18 protein-coding genes are annotated in these 20,745 nt (G+C 53.4%); 10 read left to right on the top strand and 8 right to left on the bottom strand.

Annotated elements, in window-relative coordinates; translation table 11 throughout:
* Window positions 1–54: 54 nt before the first annotated feature.
* From ppiD to bolA, 7 genes are all read right to left on the bottom strand, one after another.
* Window positions 55–1,926: a peptidylprolyl isomerase gene (gene ppiD / locus AC0TNG_RS12490; protein ID WP_473713236.1), complete on the bottom strand. Its 1,872-nt coding sequence runs from the start codon at window positions 1,924–1,926 to the stop codon at window positions 55–57.
* Window positions 1,927–2,138: 212 nt separating this feature from the next.
* The gene (hupB, locus tag AC0TNG_RS12485; RefSeq protein ID WP_002444653.1) at window positions 2,139–2,411 is read right to left on the bottom strand and encodes a nucleoid-associated protein HU-beta; all 273 of its coding nucleotides are present in this window, start codon (window positions 2,409–2,411) and stop codon (window positions 2,139–2,141) included.
* A 210-nt stretch (window positions 2,412–2,621) separates the two neighbouring features.
* Window positions 2,622–4,976, bottom strand: a complete 2,355-nt coding sequence (gene lon / locus AC0TNG_RS12480) for an endopeptidase La (RefSeq protein WP_267217146.1) — start codon at window positions 4,974–4,976, stop codon at window positions 2,622–2,624.
* 182 nt (window positions 4,977–5,158) lie between these two features.
* Entirely contained in the window at window positions 5,159–6,433 is a 1,275-nt protein-coding gene (gene clpX / locus AC0TNG_RS12475) for an ATP-dependent protease ATP-binding subunit ClpX (RefSeq protein WP_024906819.1), read from the bottom strand.
* A 126-nt stretch (window positions 6,434–6,559) separates the two neighbouring features.
* Entirely contained in the window at window positions 6,560–7,183 is a 624-nt protein-coding gene (clpP, locus tag AC0TNG_RS12470; RefSeq protein ID WP_010428105.1) for an ATP-dependent Clp endopeptidase proteolytic subunit ClpP, read from the bottom strand.
* Between the two features lie 259 nt (window positions 7,184–7,442).
* Window positions 7,443–8,741: a trigger factor gene (tig, locus tag AC0TNG_RS12465; RefSeq protein WP_024906818.1), complete on the bottom strand. Its 1,299-nt coding sequence runs from the start codon at window positions 8,739–8,741 to the stop codon at window positions 7,443–7,445.
* A gap of 330 nt (window positions 8,742–9,071) precedes the next feature.
* Window positions 9,072–9,389: a transcriptional regulator BolA gene (gene bolA, locus AC0TNG_RS12460; RefSeq protein WP_021241655.1), complete on the bottom strand. Its 318-nt coding sequence runs from the start codon at window positions 9,387–9,389 to the stop codon at window positions 9,072–9,074.
* Between the two features lie 305 nt (window positions 9,390–9,694).
* On the opposite strand from bolA, the gene AC0TNG_RS12455 reads away from it, so the two are divergent.
* The 8 genes from AC0TNG_RS12455 to AC0TNG_RS12420 all read left to right on the top strand — a co-directional run bounded on the left by AC0TNG_RS12455 (window position 9,695) and on the right by AC0TNG_RS12420 (window position 18,568).
* The gene (locus AC0TNG_RS12455) at window positions 9,695–10,273 is read left to right on the top strand and encodes a lipoprotein (RefSeq protein WP_023310568.1); all 579 of its coding nucleotides are present in this window, start codon (window positions 9,695–9,697) and stop codon (window positions 10,271–10,273) included.
* A gap of 46 nt (window positions 10,274–10,319) precedes the next feature.
* On the top strand, window positions 10,320–11,795 hold the full coding sequence (gene ampG / locus AC0TNG_RS12450; RefSeq protein WP_032646163.1) for a muropeptide MFS transporter AmpG: 1,476 nt from the start codon (window positions 10,320–10,322) through the stop codon (window positions 11,793–11,795).
* A gap of 477 nt (window positions 11,796–12,272) precedes the next feature.
* On the top strand, window positions 12,273–13,220 hold the full coding sequence (gene cyoA / locus AC0TNG_RS12445) for a cytochrome o ubiquinol oxidase subunit II (RefSeq protein WP_014882770.1): 948 nt from the start codon (window positions 12,273–12,275) through the stop codon (window positions 13,218–13,220).
* A gap of 16 nt (window positions 13,221–13,236) precedes the next feature.
* Entirely contained in the window at window positions 13,237–15,228 is a 1,992-nt protein-coding gene (gene cyoB, locus AC0TNG_RS12440; RefSeq protein ID WP_014168864.1) for a cytochrome o ubiquinol oxidase subunit I, read from the top strand.
* Window positions 15,218–15,832 carry a cytochrome o ubiquinol oxidase subunit III gene (locus AC0TNG_RS12435; RefSeq protein WP_023334703.1) on the top strand — a complete coding sequence of 205 codons (615 nt, stop codon included), beginning with the start codon at window positions 15,218–15,220 and terminating at the stop codon, window positions 15,830–15,832. Before cyoB ends, AC0TNG_RS12435 begins: the two co-directional genes overlap by 11 nt.
* Window positions 15,832–16,158: a cytochrome o ubiquinol oxidase subunit IV gene (locus AC0TNG_RS12430; protein ID WP_006176899.1), complete on the top strand. Its 327-nt coding sequence runs from the start codon at window positions 15,832–15,834 to the stop codon at window positions 16,156–16,158. Before AC0TNG_RS12435 ends, AC0TNG_RS12430 begins: the two co-directional genes overlap by 1 nt.
* Window positions 16,159–16,169: 11 nt before the next feature.
* A complete protein-coding gene (cyoE, locus tag AC0TNG_RS12425; RefSeq protein ID WP_013095848.1) occupies window positions 16,170–17,057 on the top strand; it encodes a heme o synthase in 888 nt (295 codons plus the stop codon).
* A 149-nt stretch (window positions 17,058–17,206) separates the two neighbouring features.
* On the top strand, window positions 17,207–18,568 hold the full coding sequence (locus AC0TNG_RS12420; RefSeq protein WP_090418034.1) for an MFS transporter: 1,362 nt from the start codon (window positions 17,207–17,209) through the stop codon (window positions 18,566–18,568).
* Between the two features lie 31 nt (window positions 18,569–18,599).
* Here AC0TNG_RS12420 and AC0TNG_RS12415 read toward each other — a convergent pair whose 3' ends face one another.
* Entirely contained in the window at window positions 18,600–19,091 is a 492-nt protein-coding gene (locus AC0TNG_RS12415) for a YajQ family cyclic di-GMP-binding protein (protein ID WP_023334701.1), read from the bottom strand.
* A 121-nt stretch (window positions 19,092–19,212) separates the two neighbouring features.
* Between AC0TNG_RS12415 and panE the strand changes: the two genes are divergently transcribed.
* Together panE and yajL are read left to right on the top strand one after the other, a co-directional pair.
* A complete protein-coding gene (gene panE / locus AC0TNG_RS12410; protein ID WP_032646160.1) occupies window positions 19,213–20,124 on the top strand; it encodes a 2-dehydropantoate 2-reductase in 912 nt (303 codons plus the stop codon).
* On the top strand, window positions 20,087–20,677 hold the full coding sequence (gene yajL, locus AC0TNG_RS12405; RefSeq protein ID WP_024906814.1) for a protein deglycase YajL: 591 nt from the start codon (window positions 20,087–20,089) through the stop codon (window positions 20,675–20,677). The genes panE and yajL overlap by 38 nt, the downstream gene beginning before the upstream one ends.
* Window positions 20,678–20,745 lie beyond the last annotated feature (68 nt).

Below are 20,745 nucleotides of genomic sequence, written 5' to 3'. Positions count from 1 at the left end.
AAGCGGCCTTTAGTTATTGCAGAGCGTTACGAAAATCTGCGAGCAGACACGTAATTACTGCTGCTGAGTCATCACATCACCCAGCTTGATTTTGGCTTCTTTACGCAGGTTGCTCATCATGGCTTCGAAGGCAATCTGAGCATTGTTCTGGGTAATCCCCTGAACCATCGCTTTCTTCTGCGCGTCTGGCAGGGTGCCGGCTTTCACTTCATCCAGCGCCAGCAGAACGACGTTACCCTGCGCATCGGTGGTGGTACCGAAGCTTGACTTATCCTTCGCAGGCAGAGTCAGAGCAAACGCGGCCTGGCTGATTGGGTCCTGACCGGTACGGCTCAGCGTTTTCGCTTCACCGAAGCTCAGGCCAGCCGCTTTCAGCGCGTCTTCTTTACCCGCTTTCAAATCAGACAGAATCTTTTCAGCATCCAGCTTCGCCTGCTGTTCCGCTTTGTTGTGCTTAACCTGGGCGACGACCTGATCCTTCACGTCCGCCAGCGGTTTGACCGCTTCTGGCTTGTGCTCGCTGACGCGCAACACAAACGCACGATCGCCGTCGACGGTAATGATGTCAGAGTTACTGCCCGGCGTGCCGTTCTCACCCACCAGACCACCATTGAAGATGGCATCGGAAACCGGTTTAAAGTTCAGCTCTTCCGGCAGGTTGTCACGACCAAACCAGCCCGTCTCAACCGCCTTCACACCCGCCGCCTGCTCAGCACCCGCCAGAGATTCGTTGTCGTTGCTGGCAGCATCGCTCACCTTCTGCTGCAGCGCGTAGTAGGCATCCAGCGCTTTTTCCTGTTTCACTTTCGCCGCGATATCGTCGCGAACCTCAGCCAGAGGCTTGGTTTTCGCCGCGGTGATGTCGTCCAGACGCACGACCAGGAAACCAACGGAAGACTTGATGACGCCAGAAAGTTGACCTTTATCTTTCAGACCGGCATTTTTCAGCTCATCCGGTGTGGTCGCGTCTTCCAGCCATCCCATATCACCGCCGTTTTTCGCAGAGATAATGTCGGTGGATTTCGCTTTCGCAACGGTCGCGAAATCAGCGCCTTTATTCAGCTCTTCCAGTACCGCTTTGGCATCAGCCTCGGTCTTCGTCTGAATCACGCTGTAGCGGTTACGCTGCGGCTGAGTGAACTGATCCTGATGCTGGTCGTAGTAAGACTGGATTTCCGCATCAGACGCGGTTTCCTGCAGCGCGGCAGCATCCAGCTTGATGTAGCTCACACGGAACTGCTCTGGAGAAACAAAGGAATTCTTGTTCTGCTCGTAGTAAGCGTTAACGTCAGCGTCGCTCACCTGCTGTTTCGCCGCCAGGGCGTTCACATCAATAGTCGCTTCGCGTACAACGCGCTGCTGCGCCACCAGCGCGGCCAGTTCGTCCGTTTCACCTTTGAGCATGAAATCGGTGCCCACAACGGCATTGATGAGCTGCTGGGTGGTCAGTTGATTACGCAGAGCCTGCGCGTACTGATCTGCCGTCATCCCCATCTGGTTGACGATGCTGTTATAACGCGCGTTGTCGAATTTACCGTTAGACTGGAAAGCCTGGGTGGAGAAGATGGCTTTTTTCACCTGCTCATCGCTGATGCCAAGGCCCAGTTTTTTGGCATACTGATCCAGAAGCGCTTCGTCGATAAGACGGTTCAGTGTCTGTTGGCGCAGGGTCTTCATGTACCCTTCGTTCGCCGCCAGTTCAGAGAATTGGTCGCCCAGCTGTTGCTGCATACGGTTACGTTCACCGGCAAAAGCATTCTCGAACTGACCACGGCTGATCTCCTGGCCATTCACTTTTGCGGCATAGTTTGCGCCACCGCCAATAAGGTAACTGCTCACGCCGGTCAATATGAACGACACGATAATGATACCGAAAATAATCTTGAGCACGAGACTGTTAGCAGCCGTGCGTAAGCTGTCCATCATGGTGTAACAACACTCCGCTGTAGGTGACTGGTTACCTGACGCTGACGGAAAATCCTGCCCGTCGCGCGTGAAGGTGTATTGTGACAAGAAAACGGGGCGATTGTCAGCCCACAACTCGCATAAACTCGCACAAATCAGGTCTGGACAAACAAAAAAGGCACATCAAATGATGCGCCCTTGTACTTTCCGGCTTCCCTGAAACGGGAAAGCAATCAGTTTACTGCGTCTTTCAGCGCTTTACCTGCACGGAAACCCGGCACTTTAGCAGCAGCAATGGTGATCTCTTTACCGGTCTGAGGGTTGCGGCCAGTACGGGCAGCACGCTCTTTAACAGCAAAAGTACCGAAGCCTACCAGTGCAACGTCGTCCCCAGCCTGCAGAGATTCAGTAACAGAAGCAATTAATGCATCTAAGGCACGTCCAGCTGCAGCTTTAGAAATATCAGCACCAGCAGCAATTTTGTCAATCAGTTGAGATTTATTCACTGTTCTCTTCCTCTCTTTATAATTTATATCGCGCCTGAATCCTTCACAACGCGACCGCGCAGCAGTTATATCAGGCCTGCCATGACCTTACAACACCCGTTGTTGATGGCTGACCTAATCAGCAATCTAAATTAGCTATACAAAAAAAGGCTGGCAAGTGCGAAATGACTTACCAGCCTTGTTTTTATTGACGCTCTTTGCGCGAGGTCACTATTTTGCGGTTACAACCTGCATTCCGGAGGGTTCATTCTGCAGTGCGAGACTGAGAACCTCCTCAATTCGCTTCACAGGATGAATCTGCAGATCGGCAATCACGTTGTCCGGAATCTCTTCCAGATCGCGTTTATTTTCGTAAGGGATCAATACGGTTTTGATCCCACCGCGGTGCGCCGCCAGCAGTTTTTCTTTTAAACCACCAATCGGCAGAACCTGACCACGCAGCGTGATTTCACCGGTCATTGCAACATCAGCACGCACCGGGTTCCCTGTCAGACAGGAAACCAGAGCGGTACACATGGCAATACCCGCGCTTGGACCATCTTTCGGCGTCGCCCCTTCAGGTACGTGCACGTGGATGTCGCGTTTTTCGTAGAAATCAGGGTTGATACCCAGTTTCTCCGCACGCGCACGCACCACGGTCAACGCCGCCTGGATGGACTCCTGCATTACTTCACCCAGCGAGCCGGTGTAGGTCAGTTTACCTTTACCTGGCACACAGGCGGTTTCGATGGTCAGCAGATCGCCACCCACTTCCGTCCATGCCAGGCCAGTCACCTGACCAACGCGGTTTTCGTTGTCCGCGCGACCGTAGTCGAAGCGCTGGACGCCCAGGTACGCATGCAGATTGTCGCCGTTAATCACAATGTGTTTCAGGCTCTTATCCAGCAGCAGCTGTTTCACCGCTTTACGACACAGTTTAGAGATTTCACGCTCAAGGCTACGCACGCCCGCTTCACGGGTGTAGTAGCGAATGATGCCGATAATCGCGGTGTCCTCGACGGTCAGCTCGTTGGCTTTCAGCGCGTTACGCTCGATCTGTTTCGGCAGCAGGTGCTGCTTAGCAATGTTCAGCTTCTCATCTTCGGTATAACCGGAGAGACGGATCACTTCCATACGGTCCAGCAGCGGGGCCGGAATGTTCATGGAGTTGGAGGTCGCCACGAACATCACATCGCTCAGGTCGTAGTCCACTTCCAGGTAGTGATCGCTGAACGCCACGTTCTGTTCTGGATCAAGCACTTCCAGCAGTGCAGACGCAGGGTCGCCACGCATGTCCGACGACATCTTATCGATCTCATCGAGCAGGAACAGCGGGTTTTTAACCCCCACTTTCGCCATCTTCTGGATCAGTTTACCCGGCATAGAACCGATGTAGGTACGGCGGTGACCGCGGATTTCCGCCTCATCGCGTACGCCACCCAGCGCCATACGGATATACTTACGTCCGGTCGCTTTGGCGATGGACTGACCCAGAGAGGTTTTACCCACCCCCGGCGGTCCGACCAGGCACAGAATTGGACCTTTGATTTTGTTTACACGGCTCTGTACCGCGAGGTACTCAAGAATGCGGTCTTTCACGCGTTCCAGGCCGTAGTGGTCGGTATCCAGGATTTCCTGCGCCTGACGCAGGTCTTTTTTGACCTTGCTGCGGGCGTTCCACGGAACCTGCACCATCCACTCAATATAGCCGCGTACAACGGTCGCTTCAGCCGACATTGGAGACATCATTTTCAGCTTCTGCAGTTCTGCTTCGGCTTTCTCTTTCGCCTCTTTCGGCATCTTCGCCGCGTCGATCTTACGCTTCAGCGCTTCGTTTTCGTCCGGCGCGTCGTCCATCTCGCCCAGCTCTTTCTGAATGGCCTTCATTTGCTCATTCAGATAGTACTCACGCTGAGATTTCTCCATCTGCTTTTTCACGCGGTTGCGAATGCGCTTCTCAACCTGCAGCAGATCGATTTCAGACTCCATCATCGCCATCAGGTATTCCAGACGTTCGTTAACGTCGGACATTTCCAGCACGGACTGTTTGTCAGCCAGCTTCAGCGGCATATGGGCAGCGATGGTGTCCGCCAGACGTGCAGGATCGTCGATGCTGTTCAGCGACGTCAGCACTTCTGGTGGGATTTTCTTGTTCAGCTTGATATAGCCTTCAAACTGGCTAATCGCGGTGCGCACCAGCACTTCCTGCTCGCGCTCATCAAGCTCAGGCGAATCAAGGTACTCTGCCTTCGCAGAGAAGTGCTCGCCATCGTCTGACAGAGTGGTAATACGCGCACGCTGCAGCCCTTCTACCAGCACCTTCACGGTGCCGTCAGGCAGCTTCAGCATCTGCAAAATAGAGGCCACGGTCCCGACGGTGAAAAGATCGTTTACACCCGGCTCATCCGTTGATGCTTCTTTCTGCGCCACCAGCATGATTTTTTTATCATGATCCATAGCGGCTTCGAGGCAACGGATAGATTTTTCCCGCCCTACAAATAAGGGTATGACCATGTGCGGATAAACCACCACATCGCGCAACGGCAATACGGGGATTTCAATGCGTTCAGAACGCTCAGGATTCATAGAGCTCTCTCTTAGTTAGTGTCCGCCAGGTAAGCTGGTCATGTCACTGTGCTTCACATAACCATTAACATGTATCCAGTATATGGGGATGTTTGCCACACATTCAACGCTATGAATACGGAAAAAGTAAAGGGGAGATAAAATCCCCCCTTTTTGATTAACTGCTTGTATGATTTGGTGAATTATTCGCCAGATGCCTGCTGTGCTTCCGGTTTGCCGTAAATCAGCAGCGGCTTGGTTTGACCGCTGATGACGGACTCGTCAATCACCACTTTCTCCACGTCTTCCATCGATGGCAGATCGTACATGGTGTCGAGCAGTGCCGCTTCAACGATAGAACGCAGGCCACGGGCACCGGTTTTACGGATCATCGCTTTCTTGGCAATGGCATCCAGCGCTTCGTCGCGGAATTCCAGGTCAACGCCTTCCAGATTGAACAGCGCCTGATACTGCTTGGTCAGCGCATTTTTTGGCTCTTTCAGGATCTGGATCAGCGCGTCCTCACTCAGCTCATTCAGCGTTGCCACAACCGGCAGACGGCCGATGAATTCAGGGATCAGACCGAATTTGATCAGATCTTCTGGTTCAACCTGAGACAGCAGTTCACCTTCGTTTGGTTTTTCGGACGTCGATTTCACCGTTGCGCCAAAACCAATGCCGGAGCCGGTTTCAACACGGTGGGAGATGACTTTATCCAGACCAGCAAACGCACCGCCACAGATGAACAGGATCTTAGAGGTATCAACCTGCAGGAACTCCTGCTGAGGATGTTTACGACCACCCTGTGGCGGAACAGCGGCAACCGTACCTTCGATCAGCTTCAGCAGTGCCTGCTGTACGCCTTCACCCGATACGTCACGGGTAATGGACGGGTTGTCGGATTTACGGGAGATCTTGTCGATCTCATCGATGTAAACAATCCCGCGCTGGGCTTTCTGTACGTCGTAATCGCATTTCTGCAGCAGTTTCTGGATGATGTTTTCAACATCCTCACCCACATAACCGGCCTCGGTCAGGGTGGTGGCATCCGCCATGGTGAACGGAACATCAAGCAGACGCGCCAGGGTTTCAGCCAGCAGCGTTTTACCGGAACCGGTTGGGCCGATCAGCAGAATGTTACTTTTACCCAGTTCTACGCCATTGCTGGTGTCGCCGTTACGCAGACGTTTGTAGTGGTTATAGACCGCTACCGCCAGCACTTTCTTGGCCTGCTCCTGTCCGATGACGTAGTCGTCAAGGTGATGACGAATTTCATGCGGCGTTGGCAGCGCGCTGCGCTCACGGTGCGGTGCGACTTCTTTAATCTCTTCGCGAATGATGTCGTTACATAAATCGACACATTCGTCGCAGATATACACGGACGGCCCGGCAATCAGTTTACGCACTTCATGCTGGCTTTTGCCGCAAAAAGAGCAGTACAGCAGTTTGCCCGAACCATCTTTGCGTTTATCTGTCATGAGTCCAAACCTCTTTTTAAGTTCTTTGTGCCGCACATGACGACGCAAATGCCAATCTAAGACGCAAGCTGCAATAAGCAGCGTGCCGCCCTACCTTAGTATAGCGGCACACTCGCGTCGCGGGCATCAATTACGATGGGTCAACACGGAGTCGACTAAGCCGTACTCAACTGCCTCTGGTGCAGAGAGGAAGCGATCGCGCTCGGTATCGCGCTCGATCTGCTCGAGTGGTTGACCCGTATGCTGCGCCATAAGTTCATTCATGCGCGCTTTTACTTTCAGAATTTCGCGGGCGTGGATTTCGATATCCGTCGCCTGCCCCTGGTAACCGCCCAGCGGCTGGTGAATCATCACGCGGGAATTTGGCAAGCAGAAACGCTTACCTTTCGCCCCTGCTGTTAACAGGAACGCGCCCATAGATGCAGCCTGACCCATACAGATAGTGCTGACATCTGGCTTGATGAATTGCATGGTGTCATAAATGGACATCCCCGCTGTAATCACGCCCCCCGGGGAGTTGATGTACAGGTAAATGTCTTTTTCCGGGTTTTCCGCTTCCAGAAACAGCATCTGCGCCACGATCAGGTTAGCCATGTGGTCTTCCACCTGGCCGGTCAGAAAGATAACGCGTTCCTTGAGCAGACGGGAATAGATATCAAAAGATCGCTCACCACGTGAGGTCTGTTCAATAACCATTGGCACCAGAGCCATATGGGGTGCAAAGTTATCTCGTTCGCCACTGTATGACATTTCCGTCTCCTGGATCTAAATTGAAAACACCTGCTGTACTGATTGTAACCTTATGGACGGATTATCAGCCAGTCTCATTCATCGTGATTACGTACTTATGGGGTTCACAGTGCCCTATTTCAAGCATAACAACCTTTTGTTGTTACGCTAACACTGAAAGGGCGTTTTAGCACTCTTCCTGGGCTATTGGTGTGATAAAAAAAACCCGTCACCAAAAGGCAACGGGTTTTTGTTCAAACTTTAAACCGTTGGGGCGAAATTACGCCTGCTGGTTCATCAGTTCGTTGAAAGAGGTCGCTTTTTCGGACACTTTCGCTTTCGCCAGTACCGCTTCAACAGCCTGCTCTTCCAGGGCGACGTTGCGCATGTTGTCCATCAGCTCTTTGTTCTTACCGTAGAACTCGATCACTTCTGATGGATCTTCGTATGCAGAAGCCATCTCTTCGATCAGGCCTTTCACACGCTCTTCGTCAGCTTTCAGCTCGTGGGTACGAATCACTTCACCCAGCAGCAGGCCAACAACTACGCGGCGTTTCGCTTGCTCTTCGAACAGCTCGCGTGGCAGTTCCATCGCTTGCTGCTGGTTGCCACCGAAACGCTGTGCAGCCTGACGGCGCAGAACGTCGATTTCGCTGTCGATCAGGGCAGCTGGAACGTCGATGTCGTTGGCTTTCACCAGACCTTCGATCGCCTGAGATTTCACACGGTTACGCACCGCGCCGTTCAGTTCGCGTTCCATGTTCTTACGCACTTCGGTGCGCAGACCCGCTACGGAACCATCTTCCACGCCGAAACGCTTGATGAATTCTTCAGTCAGTTCTGGCAGTTCGCGCTCTTCAACTTTCTTCAGGTTGATAGCGAACTTCGCTGCTTTCCCTTTCAGGTTTTCAGCGTGGTATTCTTCCGGGAAGGTCACGTCGATAGTGAACTCTTCGCCAGCCTTGTGGCCTTTGATACCGTCTTCGAAGCCTGGGATCATACGACCCTGGCCCATTGCCAGTACGAAGTCAGACGCTTTACCGCCTTCGAACTCTTCGCCGTCTACAGAACCGGTGAAGTCGATGGTGACACGGTCTTCAGCATCAACAGCGCCTTCTTTCTCTTTCCAGTTCGCCTGCTGCTTGCGCAGGGTATCCAGCATGCCGTCAACGTCTTCGTCAGTCACGGAAACAACTGGTTTTTCAACTTCGATAGATTCCAGACCTTTCAGCTCAACTTCCGGGTACACTTCGAACTCTACGGAGTAGGTGAAGTCTTCGCCCAGTTTGTATTCGCCTGGAACGTAGTTCGGCGCGCCGGCCGGATTGATTTTTTCTTTGATGATCGCATCAATAAAGTTACGGCTCATCAGTTCACCCAGCACATCCTGACGCACGGAAGCGCCATAACGCTGAGCAACAACATTCATTGGTACTTTGCCCTTGCGGAAGCCGTCAATACGTACTTTTTTTGCTACGTTGACCAGCTCGCTTTTCACAGCAGTTTCGATGCTGTCAGCAGCGATAGTAATCGTTACACGGCGGCCAAGGCCTTGAGTGGTTTCAACTGAAACTTGCATCTTGTTACCTCAAAAAAATCACAGTGCTCGGTCAACTCTGAATCTGTCTGTTATACCGGGATGCTCTCTTAGTGCAGATTCACATTCCCTGTCGCCAGAATCATCCCGAAGACATTCAATAAGACGCGGCATTATAGCGGCATCACTTAGGTGAGTCGAGAACGGTTGGGGCATGTTGCTGCGGCTTTTTTCACACTTTAAGGCTATTTTTAGCCTTAAAATCGCACCATCCGCTCAAAACTCAGACAAAACAAAACGGCCCGGAGGCCGTTTTGAGGAAATCTGTAAGCAACATACTGGAAAAGCTCCAGCCGTTGCAAATCCGATTTATCAGGCGATTGTGCCTGCTCCGCGACAGGGCGGTGATGCAAAAACCGTATCCTGCAAGCCTTCCCATTCCTTAATGGTGTAGGTATGCAGTGCCAGCGCATGTACGGTCGTGGAGAGTTCTTCCGTCAAGGTGCTGTAGATCAAGCGATGCCGATTCAGGAAACGTTCTCCCGTGAAGCGATCGCTAACCAGAACCACTTTGAAGTGGCTTTCAGAACCTGCCGGCACGTTATGACGATAGCTTTCGTCGACGACTTCGAGGAACACAGGGTTGAACGCCGCCCTTAATTTATCTTCTATATGCTCACGTATCATCATGAAATTACTCCTCCGACAACGCCAGGATGTCACCCATCCCTTTAAATGTTAGCCGCTTTTACCGTTTCCATTACACCTTGACAACAAATATTTAGCTTTCGTCTGATTTTCTCATTCAAACGAATGAAGTTCACTGTGAGACTCATACGTTTTGTCATACACGGATTGGGAAAAACGGTGAACTGGTCAGTTTTCGGACAAGGCGATGAATTTACATGCGTTGACCACTTCCCCTCGCCGTTGGCGATGTTATGATGGCGGCAATTTTTCTCTTTATATGCTTACGATTCGTTGAGAACCCGAAAATGTTAAAAAAACTCTTCTTTCCGTTGGTAGCCCTTTTTATGCTGGCAGGCTGCGCTACCCCGCCTACCACTATTGATGTCTCACCAAAAATCACCCTGCCTCAGCAGGACCCAAGCCTGATGGGCGTCACCGTGAGCATCAACGGCGCCGATCAGCGTCAGGATCAGGCGCTGGCAAAAGTGACCCGCGATAACCAGCAGGTTACCCTCACCGCGTCCCGCGACCTGCGCTTCCTGCTCCAGGAAGTGCTGGAGAAACAGATGACCGCTCGCGGCTACATGATTGGCCCAAGCGGCGCGGTTGATCTGCAGATCATCGTGAACAACCTGTATGCTGACGTGTCTCAGGGCAACGTGCGCTACAACATCGCGACCAAAGCGGATATCGCCATCATTGCCACCGCGAAGAATGGCAACAAGATGACCAAAAACTACCGCGCCAGCTACTCTGTTGAAGGGGCGTTCCAGGCCTCCAACCAGAACATTGCTAACGCCGTTAATAGCGTGCTGACCGATACCATCGCCGATATGGCGCAGGACACCAGCATTCACGACTTCATCAAGCAGAACGCGCGTTAATCCCGCTCGCTGACCCGGTGTATCACCGGGTCAGTTTTATAAGAACATGTCCAGCCATTACTTACGCATTTTCCAGCAACCGAAATCAGCGATTCTGCTGATCCTCGGCTTTGCCTCGGGTTTACCCCTCGCACTCACTTCCGGCACGCTTCAGGCATGGATGACGGTCGAGAACATCGATCTGAAAACCATTGGCTTCTTCTCGCTTGTGGGTCAGGCCTATGTCTTCAAGTTCCTGTGGTCTCCAGTCATGGATCGCTACACGCCGCCTTTCCTCGGGCGTCGTCGCGGCTGGCTGGTGATGACGCAGATCCTGCTGCTGCTGGCCATTGCGGCGATGGGCTTTCTTGAACCTACCACGCAGCTTCGCTGGATGGCGGCGCTTGCGGTGGTGATAGCCTTCTGTTCCGCCTCTCAGGATATCGTGTTCGATGCCTGGAAGACGGACGTGTTACCTGCGGAAGAGCGTGGCGCCGGTGCGGCAATCAGCGTGCTGGGCTATCGCCTCGGGATGCTGGTCTCAGGTGGGCTGGCGCTGTGGCTTGCCGACCGTTACCTCGGCTGGCAGGGCATGTACTGGCTGATGGCCGCCCTGCTGATCCCCTGCATTATCGCGACCTTATTGGCGCCCGAACCGAGTGACGTTATCCCGGTTCCCCGCTCGCTGGAGCAGGCCGTCGCCGAACCGCTTCGTGACTTCTTTGGCCGCAACAACGCCTGGCTGATCCTGTTGCTCATCGTCCTTTATAAGCTGGGCGATGCCTTTGCCATGAGCCTGACCACCACCTTCCTGATCCGCGGTGTCGGTTTTGACGCCGGCGAAGTGGGTGTGGTGAATAAAACGCTGGGGCTGTTTGCGACCATTGTCGGGGCATTATACGGTGGCGTGCTGATGCAGCGCCTGACGCTGTTCCGCGCGCTGCTGATTTTCGGCATCCTTCAGGGCGCCTCTAACGCAGGCTACTGGCTGCTGTCGATTACCGATAAACATACGATCAGCATGGCCGCGGCGGTGTTCTTCGAAAACCTCTGCGGCGGTATGGGCACAGCGGCGTTTGTCGCCCTGCTGATGACCCTGTGCAACAAGTCATTTTCCGCCACGCAGTTCGCTCTGCTCTCGGCGCTCTCTGCCGTAGGCCGCGTATACGTTGGCCCGATTGCCGGCTGGTTCGTGGAAGCCCACGGTTGGCCAACATTTTATCTCTTTTCGGTCGTGGCTGCCGTGCCGGGGATTTTATTGTTGCTGGTGTGTCGCCAGACGCTGGAATATACCCAGCGGACAGAACACTTTATGCCGCGCACCGAATATCACCGCGCCTACCGTTTTGCGTTACGTCTGTTAATGGTGGGCTGCCTTGCTCTGGCACTGTGGCTGGTGGTGCTCATTATTAATGCCAGCACGTCACTGGCACTCCCCTTCGAAGCCCTTCTGCTGGACGCAGGCGCCCTGCTGGCTATCGCCGGGATCCTGACCGGGGGCCTGCTCGATTTCATGGCCTTGCGTAAAACGCAGATGACCTGAAGAAAAATGCGAAAGGTTATTTCCCGTTGTAATCACTAACCGAAATTATAACGGCGAAATAGCCATCAACCGCAAAAAAAATATTTGTTGTTTTGTGCGGGATAGGATTTGGAAATTATTGGCTCCCATTCCAAAACGCTATTTTTCATTAAACGATTCAGCATGCGAGAGTTTGATTTTTCGTTTTTTAGATGTCTTTTTATTGATAATTAATTGTTAATTTTTTGTTTATTTTCAACAATGGTTATACCAATTGCCCCTTTTAGGGTATGCTTGGGGGTCCTTTCGTTATAAAGCCCATGCCATGCGGCTTCGGTCATAAGAACCGACATAATTTGCAACACTTGTGACACGTGCGGCAGAACCCGGTAACACCTTCCTGACACAGGCCTAATGATGTTTACAGTAATGTAACCTTCCCGTAAAATGCCCGCACACTTTAAACGCCACCAGACTCCGTGGAATTGAGGTCGTTAAATGAGACTCGGGAAATACAATAAAAGTTTGGGATGGTTGTCATTATTCGCGGGCACTGTATTACTCAGTGGCTGCGATTCTGCACTACTAGACCCCAAAGGACAGATTGGACTGGAACAACGTTCACTGATATTGACGGCTTTTGGCCTGATGTTGATTGTGGTTATTCCTGCCATTTTGATGGCTGTTGGTTTCGCCTGGAAGTATCGTGCGAGCAATAAAGATGCGAAGTATAGCCCTAACTGGTCACACTCCAATAAAGTGGAAGCTGTGGTCTGGACGGTACCTATTCTGATCATCCTGTTCCTTGCCGTACTGACCTGGAAAACCACTCACGCACTTGAGCCAAGCAAACCGCTGGTTCACGATGAGAAACCTATTACCATTGAAGTGGTCTCCATGGACTGGAAATGGTTCTTCATCTATCCAGAGCAGGGTATTGCTACCGTGAATGAAATCGCCTTCCCGGCGAACACTCCGGTTCAGTTCAAAGTGACCTCCAACTCCGTAATGAACTCCTTCTTCATCCCACGTCTGGGTAGCCAGATTTACGCGATGGCCGGTATGCAGACCAATCTGCACCTGATCGCGAATGAAGCAGGCACCTATGATGGTATCTCCGCCAGCTATAGCGGCCCGGGCTTCTCAGGTATGAAGTTCAAAGCTATTGCGACGCCGGACCGTGCCGCTTTCGACCAGTGGGTTGAAAAAGCGAAGCAGTCTCCAAACACCATGTCTGACATGGCGGCGTTCGAAAAAGTGGCTGCACCTAGCGAATACAACAAGGTGGAGTACTTCTCTAATGTGAAACCAGATTTGTTCAAAGACGTTATTGGCAAATTTATGGATCACGGCAAGAGCATGGACATGACCCAGCCTGAAGGCGAGCACAGCGCGCATGAAGGTATGGAAGGCATGGACATGAGCCACGCGGAAACCGCTCACTAAGGGGCCGAGGAAGAAAATGTTCGGAAAATTGACACTGGATGCAGTGCCCTACCATGAACCGATTATCGTGGTTACGGTGGCTGCAATTATCATTGGTGGCGCGGCCTTACTGGCCCTGATCACTTACTTCGGTAAGTGGAGCTACCTGTGGAACGAGTGGCTGACTTCGGTTGACCACAAAAAACTCGGTATCATGTACTGCATCGTCGGTATCGTCATGTTAATTCGTGGCTTTGCGGATGCGATCATGATGCGTAGCCAGCAGGCACTCGCTTCTGCGGGTGAAGCCGGCTTCCTGCCGCCGCACCACTACGATCAGATCTTTACCGCTCACGGCGTTATCATGATCTTCTTCGTGGCGATGCCGCTGGTTATCGGTCTGATGAACGTTGTCGTTCCGCTGCAAATCGGCGCGCGCGACGTGGCGTTCCCGTTCCTGAACAACCTGAGCTTCTGGTTCACGGTTGTCGGCGTTATTCTGGTTAACCTGTCACTGGGTGTGGGCGAATTCGCGCAGACCGGCTGGCTGGCTTACCCGCCGCTGTCAGGAATTGAGTACAGTCCGGGCGTTGGCGTCGACTACTGGATTTGGGCGCTTCAGCTCTCCGGTGTCGGTACTACCCTGACCGGTATCAACTTCTTCGTGACCATTATCAAGATGCGTGCCCCTGGCATGACCATGTTCAAGATGCCGGTATTTACCTGGGCATCTCTGTGCGCAAACATCCTGATTATTGCCTCCTTCCCAATTCTGACCGTCACCATTGCGCTGCTGACCCTGGACCGCTACCTGGGCACCCATTTCTTCACGAATGATATGGGTGGCAACATGATGATGTACATCAACCTGATTTGGGCCTGGGGTCACCCGGAAGTGTACATTCTGGTTCTGCCTGTGTTCGGTGTGTTCTCCGAAATCGCAGCAACCTTCTCGCGTAAACGTCTGTTTGGTTACACCTCTCTGGTGTGGGCAACCGTGTGTATTACCGTTCTGTCGTTCATCGTTTGGCTGCACCACTTCTTCACCATGGGTGCGGGCGCGAACGTAAACGCCTTCTTCGGTATCACCACTATGATTATCGCCATCCCTACCGGGGTGAAGATCTTCAACTGGCTGTTCACCATGTACCAGGGCCGTATCGTGTTCCACTCAGCGATGCTGTGGACCATCGGCTTCATCGTGACCTTCTCCGTAGGTGGGATGACCGGCGTACTGCTGGCGGTACCAGGTGCTGACTTCGTTCTGCATAACAGTCTGTTCCTGATTGCGCACTTCCATAACGTTATCATCGGTGGCGTGGTCTTCGGCTGCTTCGCTGGCGTAACCTACTGGTGGCCAAAAGCGTTCGGCTTCACGCTGAACGAGAAATGGGGTAAACGCGCGTTCTGGTTCTGGATCATCGGCTTCTTCGTAGCATTTATGCCGCTGTACGTGCTGGGCTTCATGGGTATGACCCGTCGTCTGAGCCAGCAGATCGATCCGCAGTTCCACCCAATGCTGATGGTTGCAGCGGGCGGTGCCGTGCTGATTGCCTGTGGTATCGCGTCTCAGCTGATTCAGTTCTACGTGTCTATTCGCGACCGCGACCAGAACCGTGACCTGACCGGTGACCCATGGGGTGGCCGTACGCTGGAGTGGGCAACCTCTTCTCCACCGCCTTTCTATAACTTTGCCATCGTGCCGCAGGTTCATGAACGCGACGCATTCTGGGAAATGAAAGAAAAAGGTGAAGCGTACAAGCAACCTGCTCATTACGAAGAGATCCACATGCCGAAAAACAGCGGTGCGGGCATCGTGATTGCCGCCTTCGCAACGGTATTTGGTTTCGCAATGATCTGGCACATCTGGTGGATGGCGATTGTTGGCTTCGCCGGCATCGTAATCAGCTGGATTGTGAAGAGCTTTGACGAGGACGTGGACTACTACGTACCAGTCCGTGAAGTTGAGAAGCTGGAAAATCAGCATTTCGACGAGATTTCTAAAGCGGGGCTGAAAAATGGCAACTGATACTCTGGCGCACTCAACTGCCCACGCGCATGAACATGCGCACCACGATACAGGACCGACCAAAGTCTTCGGTTTCTGGATCTACCTGATGAGCGACTGCATTCTGTTCTGCTGTCTGTTCGCGACCTATGCCGTTCTGGTGAACGGCACGGCGGGCGGCCCGGCTGGCAAGGATATCTTTGAACTGCCGTTCGTTCTGGTTGAAACCGCACTGCTGTTATTCAGCTCCATCACCTACGGCATGGCGGCTATCGCCATGTACAAAAACAACAAGAGCCAGGTTGTGTCCTGGCTGGCGTTGACCTGGTTGTTTGGTGCTGGATTTATCGGGATGGAAATCTATGAATTCCATCACCTGATTCTGGAAGGTTTCGGTCCGGATCGCAGTGGCTTCCTGTCCGCGTTCTTCGCGCTGGTAGGTACCCACGGTCTGCACGTCACCTCTGGTCTGATCTGGATGGCGGTACTGATGTTCCAGGTATCCCGTCGCGGCCTGACCAGCACTAACCGTACCCGTATCATGTGCCTGAGCCTGTTCTGGCACTTCCTGGACGTGGTGTGGATCTGTGTGTTCTCTGTTGTATATCTGATGGGGGCGATGTAATGAGTCATTCAAACGATCATGGCGCTTCCCACGGTAGCGTAAAAACCTACATGACAGGTTTCATCCTGTCGATCATCCTGACGGTGATCCCGTTCTGGATGGTGATGAGCGGTTCTGCGTCTAAGCCGGTTATTCTGGGTGCAATCCTGGTGACCGCGGTGATTCAGATTCTGGTGCATCTGGTTTGCTTCCTGCACATGAACACCAAGTCCGATGAAGGCTGGAATATGACCGCCTTTATCTTTACCGTGATTATCATCGCTATCCTGGTAGTCGGTTCCATCTGGATTATGTGGAACCTCAACTACAACATGATGGTTCACTAAGAGCGGCGAGTATGTTTAAGCAATACCTGCAAGTAACGAAACCAGGCATCATCTTTGGCAACCTGATCTCCGTGATCGGAGGGTTCCTGCTGGCCTCTAAGGGCAGCATTGATTACACCCTCTTTATCTACACGCTGGTCGGTGTGTCACTGGTTGTTGCGTCCGGTTGTGTATTTAACAACTACATCGACATGGATATCGACAAGAAGATGGAAAGGACCAAAAATCGGGTGCTGGTGAAAGGCCTGATCGCCCCTTCCGTCTCGCTGGTGTACGCCACCTTGCTGGGTATTGCTGGCTTTATGCTGCTGTGGTTTGGTGCTAACCCGCTGGCCTGCTGGCTGGGGGTGATGGGGTTCGTGGTGTATGTGGGCGTCTACAGCCTGTATATGAAACGCCACTCCGTCTACGGCACGCTGATTGGTTCTCTCTCCGGCGCTGCGCCGCCGGTGATTGGCTACTGCGCGGTCACGAACGAGTTCGACAGCGGTGCTCTGATCCTGCTGGCTATCTTTAGCCTGTGGCAGATGCCGCACTCTTATGCCATCGCGATTTTCCGCTTTAAGGATTATCAGGCAGCGAACATCCCGGTTCTGCCGGTCGTGAAAGGCATTTCGGTTGCCAAGAACCACATCACGCTGTACATCATCGCCTTTGCCGTGGCAACGCTGATGCTCTCTCTGGGTGGTTACGCTGGATATAAATATCTGGCGGTAGCGGCTGCGGTGAGCGTCTGGTGGCTCGGTATGGCGCTGCGCGGTTACAAAGTGGAAGATGACAAAGTCTGGGCGCGCAAACTGTTTGTGTTCTCGATTGTGGCCATCACCTCGCTGTCCGTGATGATGTCTGTCGATTTCATGGTGCCAGATTCACATAACCTGCTGACTTACGTCTGGTAAGCCACAACAGGTGAATAAAGGGGTGCTTCGGCACCCTTTTTTATTCACGGAATTTATTAATAACGCATGTAATATTTGTTAAATAACCCTTTATTTACCCCGCCCCTTCCCCGCACTACACTATGGCCTGCTTTTGAACTGAGGTGGTAATGAACGATTATAAAATGACGCCAGGCGAGCTTCGCGCGACCTGGGGCTTAGGGACTGTCTTCTCGCTACGGATGCTTGGCATGTTTATGGTCCTGCCTGTTCTGACCACGTACGGTATGGCGCTGCAGGGGGCCAGCGAGGCGCTAATTGGCCTCGCCATTGGCATTTATGGTCTGGCGCAGGCGGTGTTCCAGATCCCGTTTGGCCTGCTCTCTGACCGGGTGGGCCGAAAGCCGCTGATCGTCGGTGGGCTGCTGGTCTTTGTGCTCGGGAGCGTCATTGCCGCCCTCTCCCACTCCATCTGGGGAATTATTCTCGGCCGCGCCCTGCAGGGTTCCGGCGCGATTGCCGCTGCGGTGATGGCGCTGCTGTCAGACTTAACCCGCGAGCAGAACCGCACTAAAGCGATGGCGTTCATCGGCGTGAGCTTTGGCGTGACGTTTGCGATTGCGATGGTGCTGGGCCCCATTATTACGCACACATTGGGTCTGCACGCGCTGTTCTGGATGATTGCCGTGCTGGCGACCATCGGTATTGCCTTAACCCTGTGGGTGGTTCCGGACAGCAAAAACCACGTCCTCAACCGTGAGTCGGGGATGGTAAAAGGCTGCTTCAGCAAAGTGATTGTCGAGCCGCGCCTGCTGAAGCTGAATTTTGGCATTATGTGTTTGCACATCCTGCTGATGTCGACCTTTGTTGCCCTGCCCGGCCAGCTTGCCGCAGCGGGTTTTCCGGCTGCTGAGCACTGGAAAATCTATCTGGTTACGATGCTGATTTCGTTTGTCTCCGTCGTGCCGTTCATCATCTACGCCGAAGTGAAGCGCAAAATGAAGCGCGTCTTCGTGGGCTGCGTAGCGGTCCTGCTGATTGCTGAGATCGTGCTCTGGGGTGCCGGCCCGCACTTCTGGGAGCTGATTGCCGGCGTGCAGCTGTTCTTCCTGGCCTTTAACCTGATGGAAGCGTTGCTCCCGTCGCTTATCAGCAAAGAGTCCCCCGCCGGTTACAAAGGCACGGCAATGGGCATTTATTCCACCAGCCAGTTTCTCGGCGTGGCAATCGGCGGCTCGCTTGGCGGCTGGGTGGACGGCCTGTTTGATTCACAAACCGTGTTTCTCGCCGGTGCGCTGTTGGCGACAGTCTGGCTGCTGGTCGCCAGCACCATGAAAGAGCCGCGCTACGTGAGCAGCCTGCGCGTGGAAATCCCGAATGACGTTGAGATTGGCGATGCGCTGAAACAGCGTCTGGAAGCAAAAGAAGGCGTGACAGAAGTGCTGATTGTCCCCGAAGAGCGCAGCGCTTACGTCAAAATAGACAGTAAAATGACCAACCGCTTCGAAGTTGAGCAGGCGCTCAAAGCGTGAAAAAAAGCCCGGTTAAACCGGGCTTTTTATATTAATCGCGGAAGTTTTTAAACTGGAACGGCTGCCCCAGATCGCCGCCGCGCACCAGCGCCATCACCGACTGGAGGTCATCACGGGATTTCCCGGTGACGCGAATCTCTTCGCCCTGGATCTGCGCCTGCACCTTCAGCTTGCTGTCTTTGATGAGCTTCACAATCTTCTTCTGCACCGCGCTCTCGATGCCCTGCTTCAGCTTAGCTTCAACAAACCAGTTCTTACCGCTGTGCACAAACTCTTCCGGTACATCCAGAGACGTCCCTTCGATGCCGCGCTTTAACAGCTTAGCGCGCAGAATGTCGAGCAGCTGATTTACCTGGAAATCAGACTCGCTCAACACCTTGATGGTCTTATTTGCATCGTTCAACTCAAACGACGCCTCAACGCCACGAAAATCGAAACGTGACTCAACTTCGCGGGTTGCGTTCTCAACGCCGTTGCGAACTTCCTGGATATCAACTTCGGAAACAATATCGAAAGATGGCATCTTTTCTTCTCCCTTCACTTTTGTTGCGTTGCATAATACCCGCTACGAGGCATAACTCAACAGAAGCTTAGCTGTATAATTAAGCTGTAACACCTGGCGCAGTTGCAGGTGAGGAGGAACAATGAAAATTACAGTGCTCGGATGTGGAGCCCTTGGTCAGCTGTGGCTGACCGCGCTGTGCAAGCACGGACATGAGGTTCAGGGCTGGCTGCGCGTGCCCCAGCCCTATTGCAGTGTAAACCTGATTGGTGAAGACGGAAGCATCTTTAACGAATCCCTCACCGCGAACGATCCTGATTTCCTGGCGCAAAGTGACCTTTTACTGGTGACGCTCAAAGCGTGGCAGGTCTCAGACGCGGTAAAGACGCTGTCCGCCCAGCTCCCCCCCACTTCGCCCATACTGCTGCTGCATAACGGCATGGGGACCCTTGACGAGCTGAAAAGCGTTCCGCAGCCCCTGCTGATGGCGACGACCACGCACGCTGCCCGTCGCGACGGCAACATCATCGTGCATGTCGCCAGCGGGGTGACGCACATTGGACCCGCCAGAACGCAGGATGGCGACTACAGCTATCTTGCCGATGTGCTGCAGAAGGTGCTGCCGGACGTGGCCTGGCATAACCATATTCGTCCTCAGCTCTGGCGCAAGCTGGCCGTAAACTGCGTGATCAATCCGCTGACGGCGCTGTGGAACTGTCCGAACGGAGAGCTAAAAAATCATCCACAGGACGTTGCGGTGCTGTGTGCAGAAATCGCGGCGGTCGTTGAGCGGGAAGGGCTGCACACGTCGGCGGACGATTTGCGCTGTTATGTCGAGCAGGTCATTGAGAGCACGGCAGAAAACATCTCCTCGATGCTGCAGGATGTTCGGGCATTACGCCACACGGAGATCGACTATATCACCGGTTATCTGCTAAAACGCGCCCGCGCGCACGGCATCGCGGTGCCGGAAAACGCCCGTCTGTATGACCTGGTTAAACGTAAGGAGAGTGAATATGAGCGCGTCAGCCCTGATCTGCCTCGCCCCTGGTAGCGAAGAGATGGAAGCGGTCACCACCATTGATTTGATGGTGCGCGGCGGCATTAAGGTGACCACCGCCAGCGTCGCCAGCGACGGCAGCCTGGCGATTACCTGCTCGCGCGGCGTGAAGCTGCTCGCGGATGCCCCGCTCGTGCAGGTAGCCGACGGGGATTACGATATCATCGTTTTGCCCGGTGGCCTGAAAGGCGCGGAATGTTTTCGCGACAGCCCGCTGCTGGTCGAGACCGTGCGTCAGTTTCATTTATCCGGCCGTATCGTCGCCGCTATCTGTGCCGCCGCCGGCACGGTGCTGATTCCGCACGATATCTTCCCTATCGGCAACATGACCGGCTTCCCGGGGCTTAAGGATACGATCCCGGAAGAGCATTGGGTGGATAAACGCGTCGTCTGGGACCCGCGCGTCAACCTGCTGACCAGCCAGGGGCCCGGCACCGCAATTGATTTTGGCTTAAAGATTATTGACCTACTGGTCGGACGCGAGAAGGCGTACGAAGTGGCGTCATCGCTGGTGATGCCGGCGGGGATTTATAATTATTACGAATAGGTGTTTTCTCCCTCTCCCTGTGGGAGAGGGCCGGGGTGAGGGCATCAGACCGCACTCCCCGGCGAGAA

This window comes from Enterobacter sp. PL_is514 (genome assembly GCF_055816715.1).
This window is presented reverse-complemented; position numbering and strand designations above follow the sequence as displayed.

Bases quoted from the DNA above. Each gene is read 5' to 3' on its own strand.
- clpX (WP_024906819.1), bottom strand. From the start codon at position 6,433: ATGACAGATAAACGCAAAGATGGTTCGGGCAAACTGCTGTACTGCTCT.
- ampG (WP_032646163.1), top strand. From the start codon at position 10,320: ATGTCCAGCCATTACTTACGCATTTTCCAGCAACCGAAATCAGCGATT.
- cyoE (WP_013095848.1), top strand. From the start codon at position 16,170: ATGTTTAAGCAATACCTGCAAGTAACGAAACCAGGCATCATCTTTGGC.
- tig (WP_024906818.1), bottom strand. From the start codon at position 8,741: ATGCAAGTTTCAGTTGAAACCACTCAAGGCCTTGGCCGCCGTGTAACG.
- AC0TNG_RS12430 (WP_006176899.1), top strand. From the start codon at position 15,832: ATGAGTCATTCAAACGATCATGGCGCTTCCCACGGTAGCGTAAAAACC.
- panE (WP_032646160.1), top strand. From the start codon at position 19,213: ATGAAAATTACAGTGCTCGGATGTGGAGCCCTTGGTCAGCTGTGGCTG.
- cyoA (WP_014882770.1), top strand. From the start codon at position 12,273: ATGAGACTCGGGAAATACAATAAAAGTTTGGGATGGTTGTCATTATTC.
- AC0TNG_RS12415 (WP_023334701.1), bottom strand. From the start codon at position 19,091: ATGCCATCTTTCGATATTGTTTCCGAAGTTGATATCCAGGAAGTTCGC.
- cyoB (WP_014168864.1), top strand. From the start codon at position 13,237: ATGTTCGGAAAATTGACACTGGATGCAGTGCCCTACCATGAACCGATT.
- ppiD (WP_473713236.1), bottom strand. From the start codon at position 1,926: ATGATGGACAGCTTACGCACGGCTGCTAACAGTCTCGTGCTCAAGATT.
- lon (WP_267217146.1), bottom strand. From the start codon at position 4,976: ATGAATCCTGAGCGTTCTGAACGCATTGAAATCCCCGTATTGCCGTTG.
- AC0TNG_RS12420 (WP_090418034.1), top strand. From the start codon at position 17,207: ATGAACGATTATAAAATGACGCCAGGCGAGCTTCGCGCGACCTGGGGC.
- yajL (WP_024906814.1), top strand. From the start codon at position 20,087: ATGAGCGCGTCAGCCCTGATCTGCCTCGCCCCTGGTAGCGAAGAGATG.
- clpP (WP_010428105.1), bottom strand. From the start codon at position 7,183: ATGTCATACAGTGGCGAACGAGATAACTTTGCACCCCATATGGCTCTG.
- AC0TNG_RS12435 (WP_023334703.1), top strand. From the start codon at position 15,218: ATGGCAACTGATACTCTGGCGCACTCAACTGCCCACGCGCATGAACAT.
- AC0TNG_RS12455 (WP_023310568.1), top strand. From the start codon at position 9,695: ATGTTAAAAAAACTCTTCTTTCCGTTGGTAGCCCTTTTTATGCTGGCA.
- bolA (WP_021241655.1), bottom strand. From the start codon at position 9,389: ATGATGATACGTGAGCATATAGAAGATAAATTAAGGGCGGCGTTCAAC.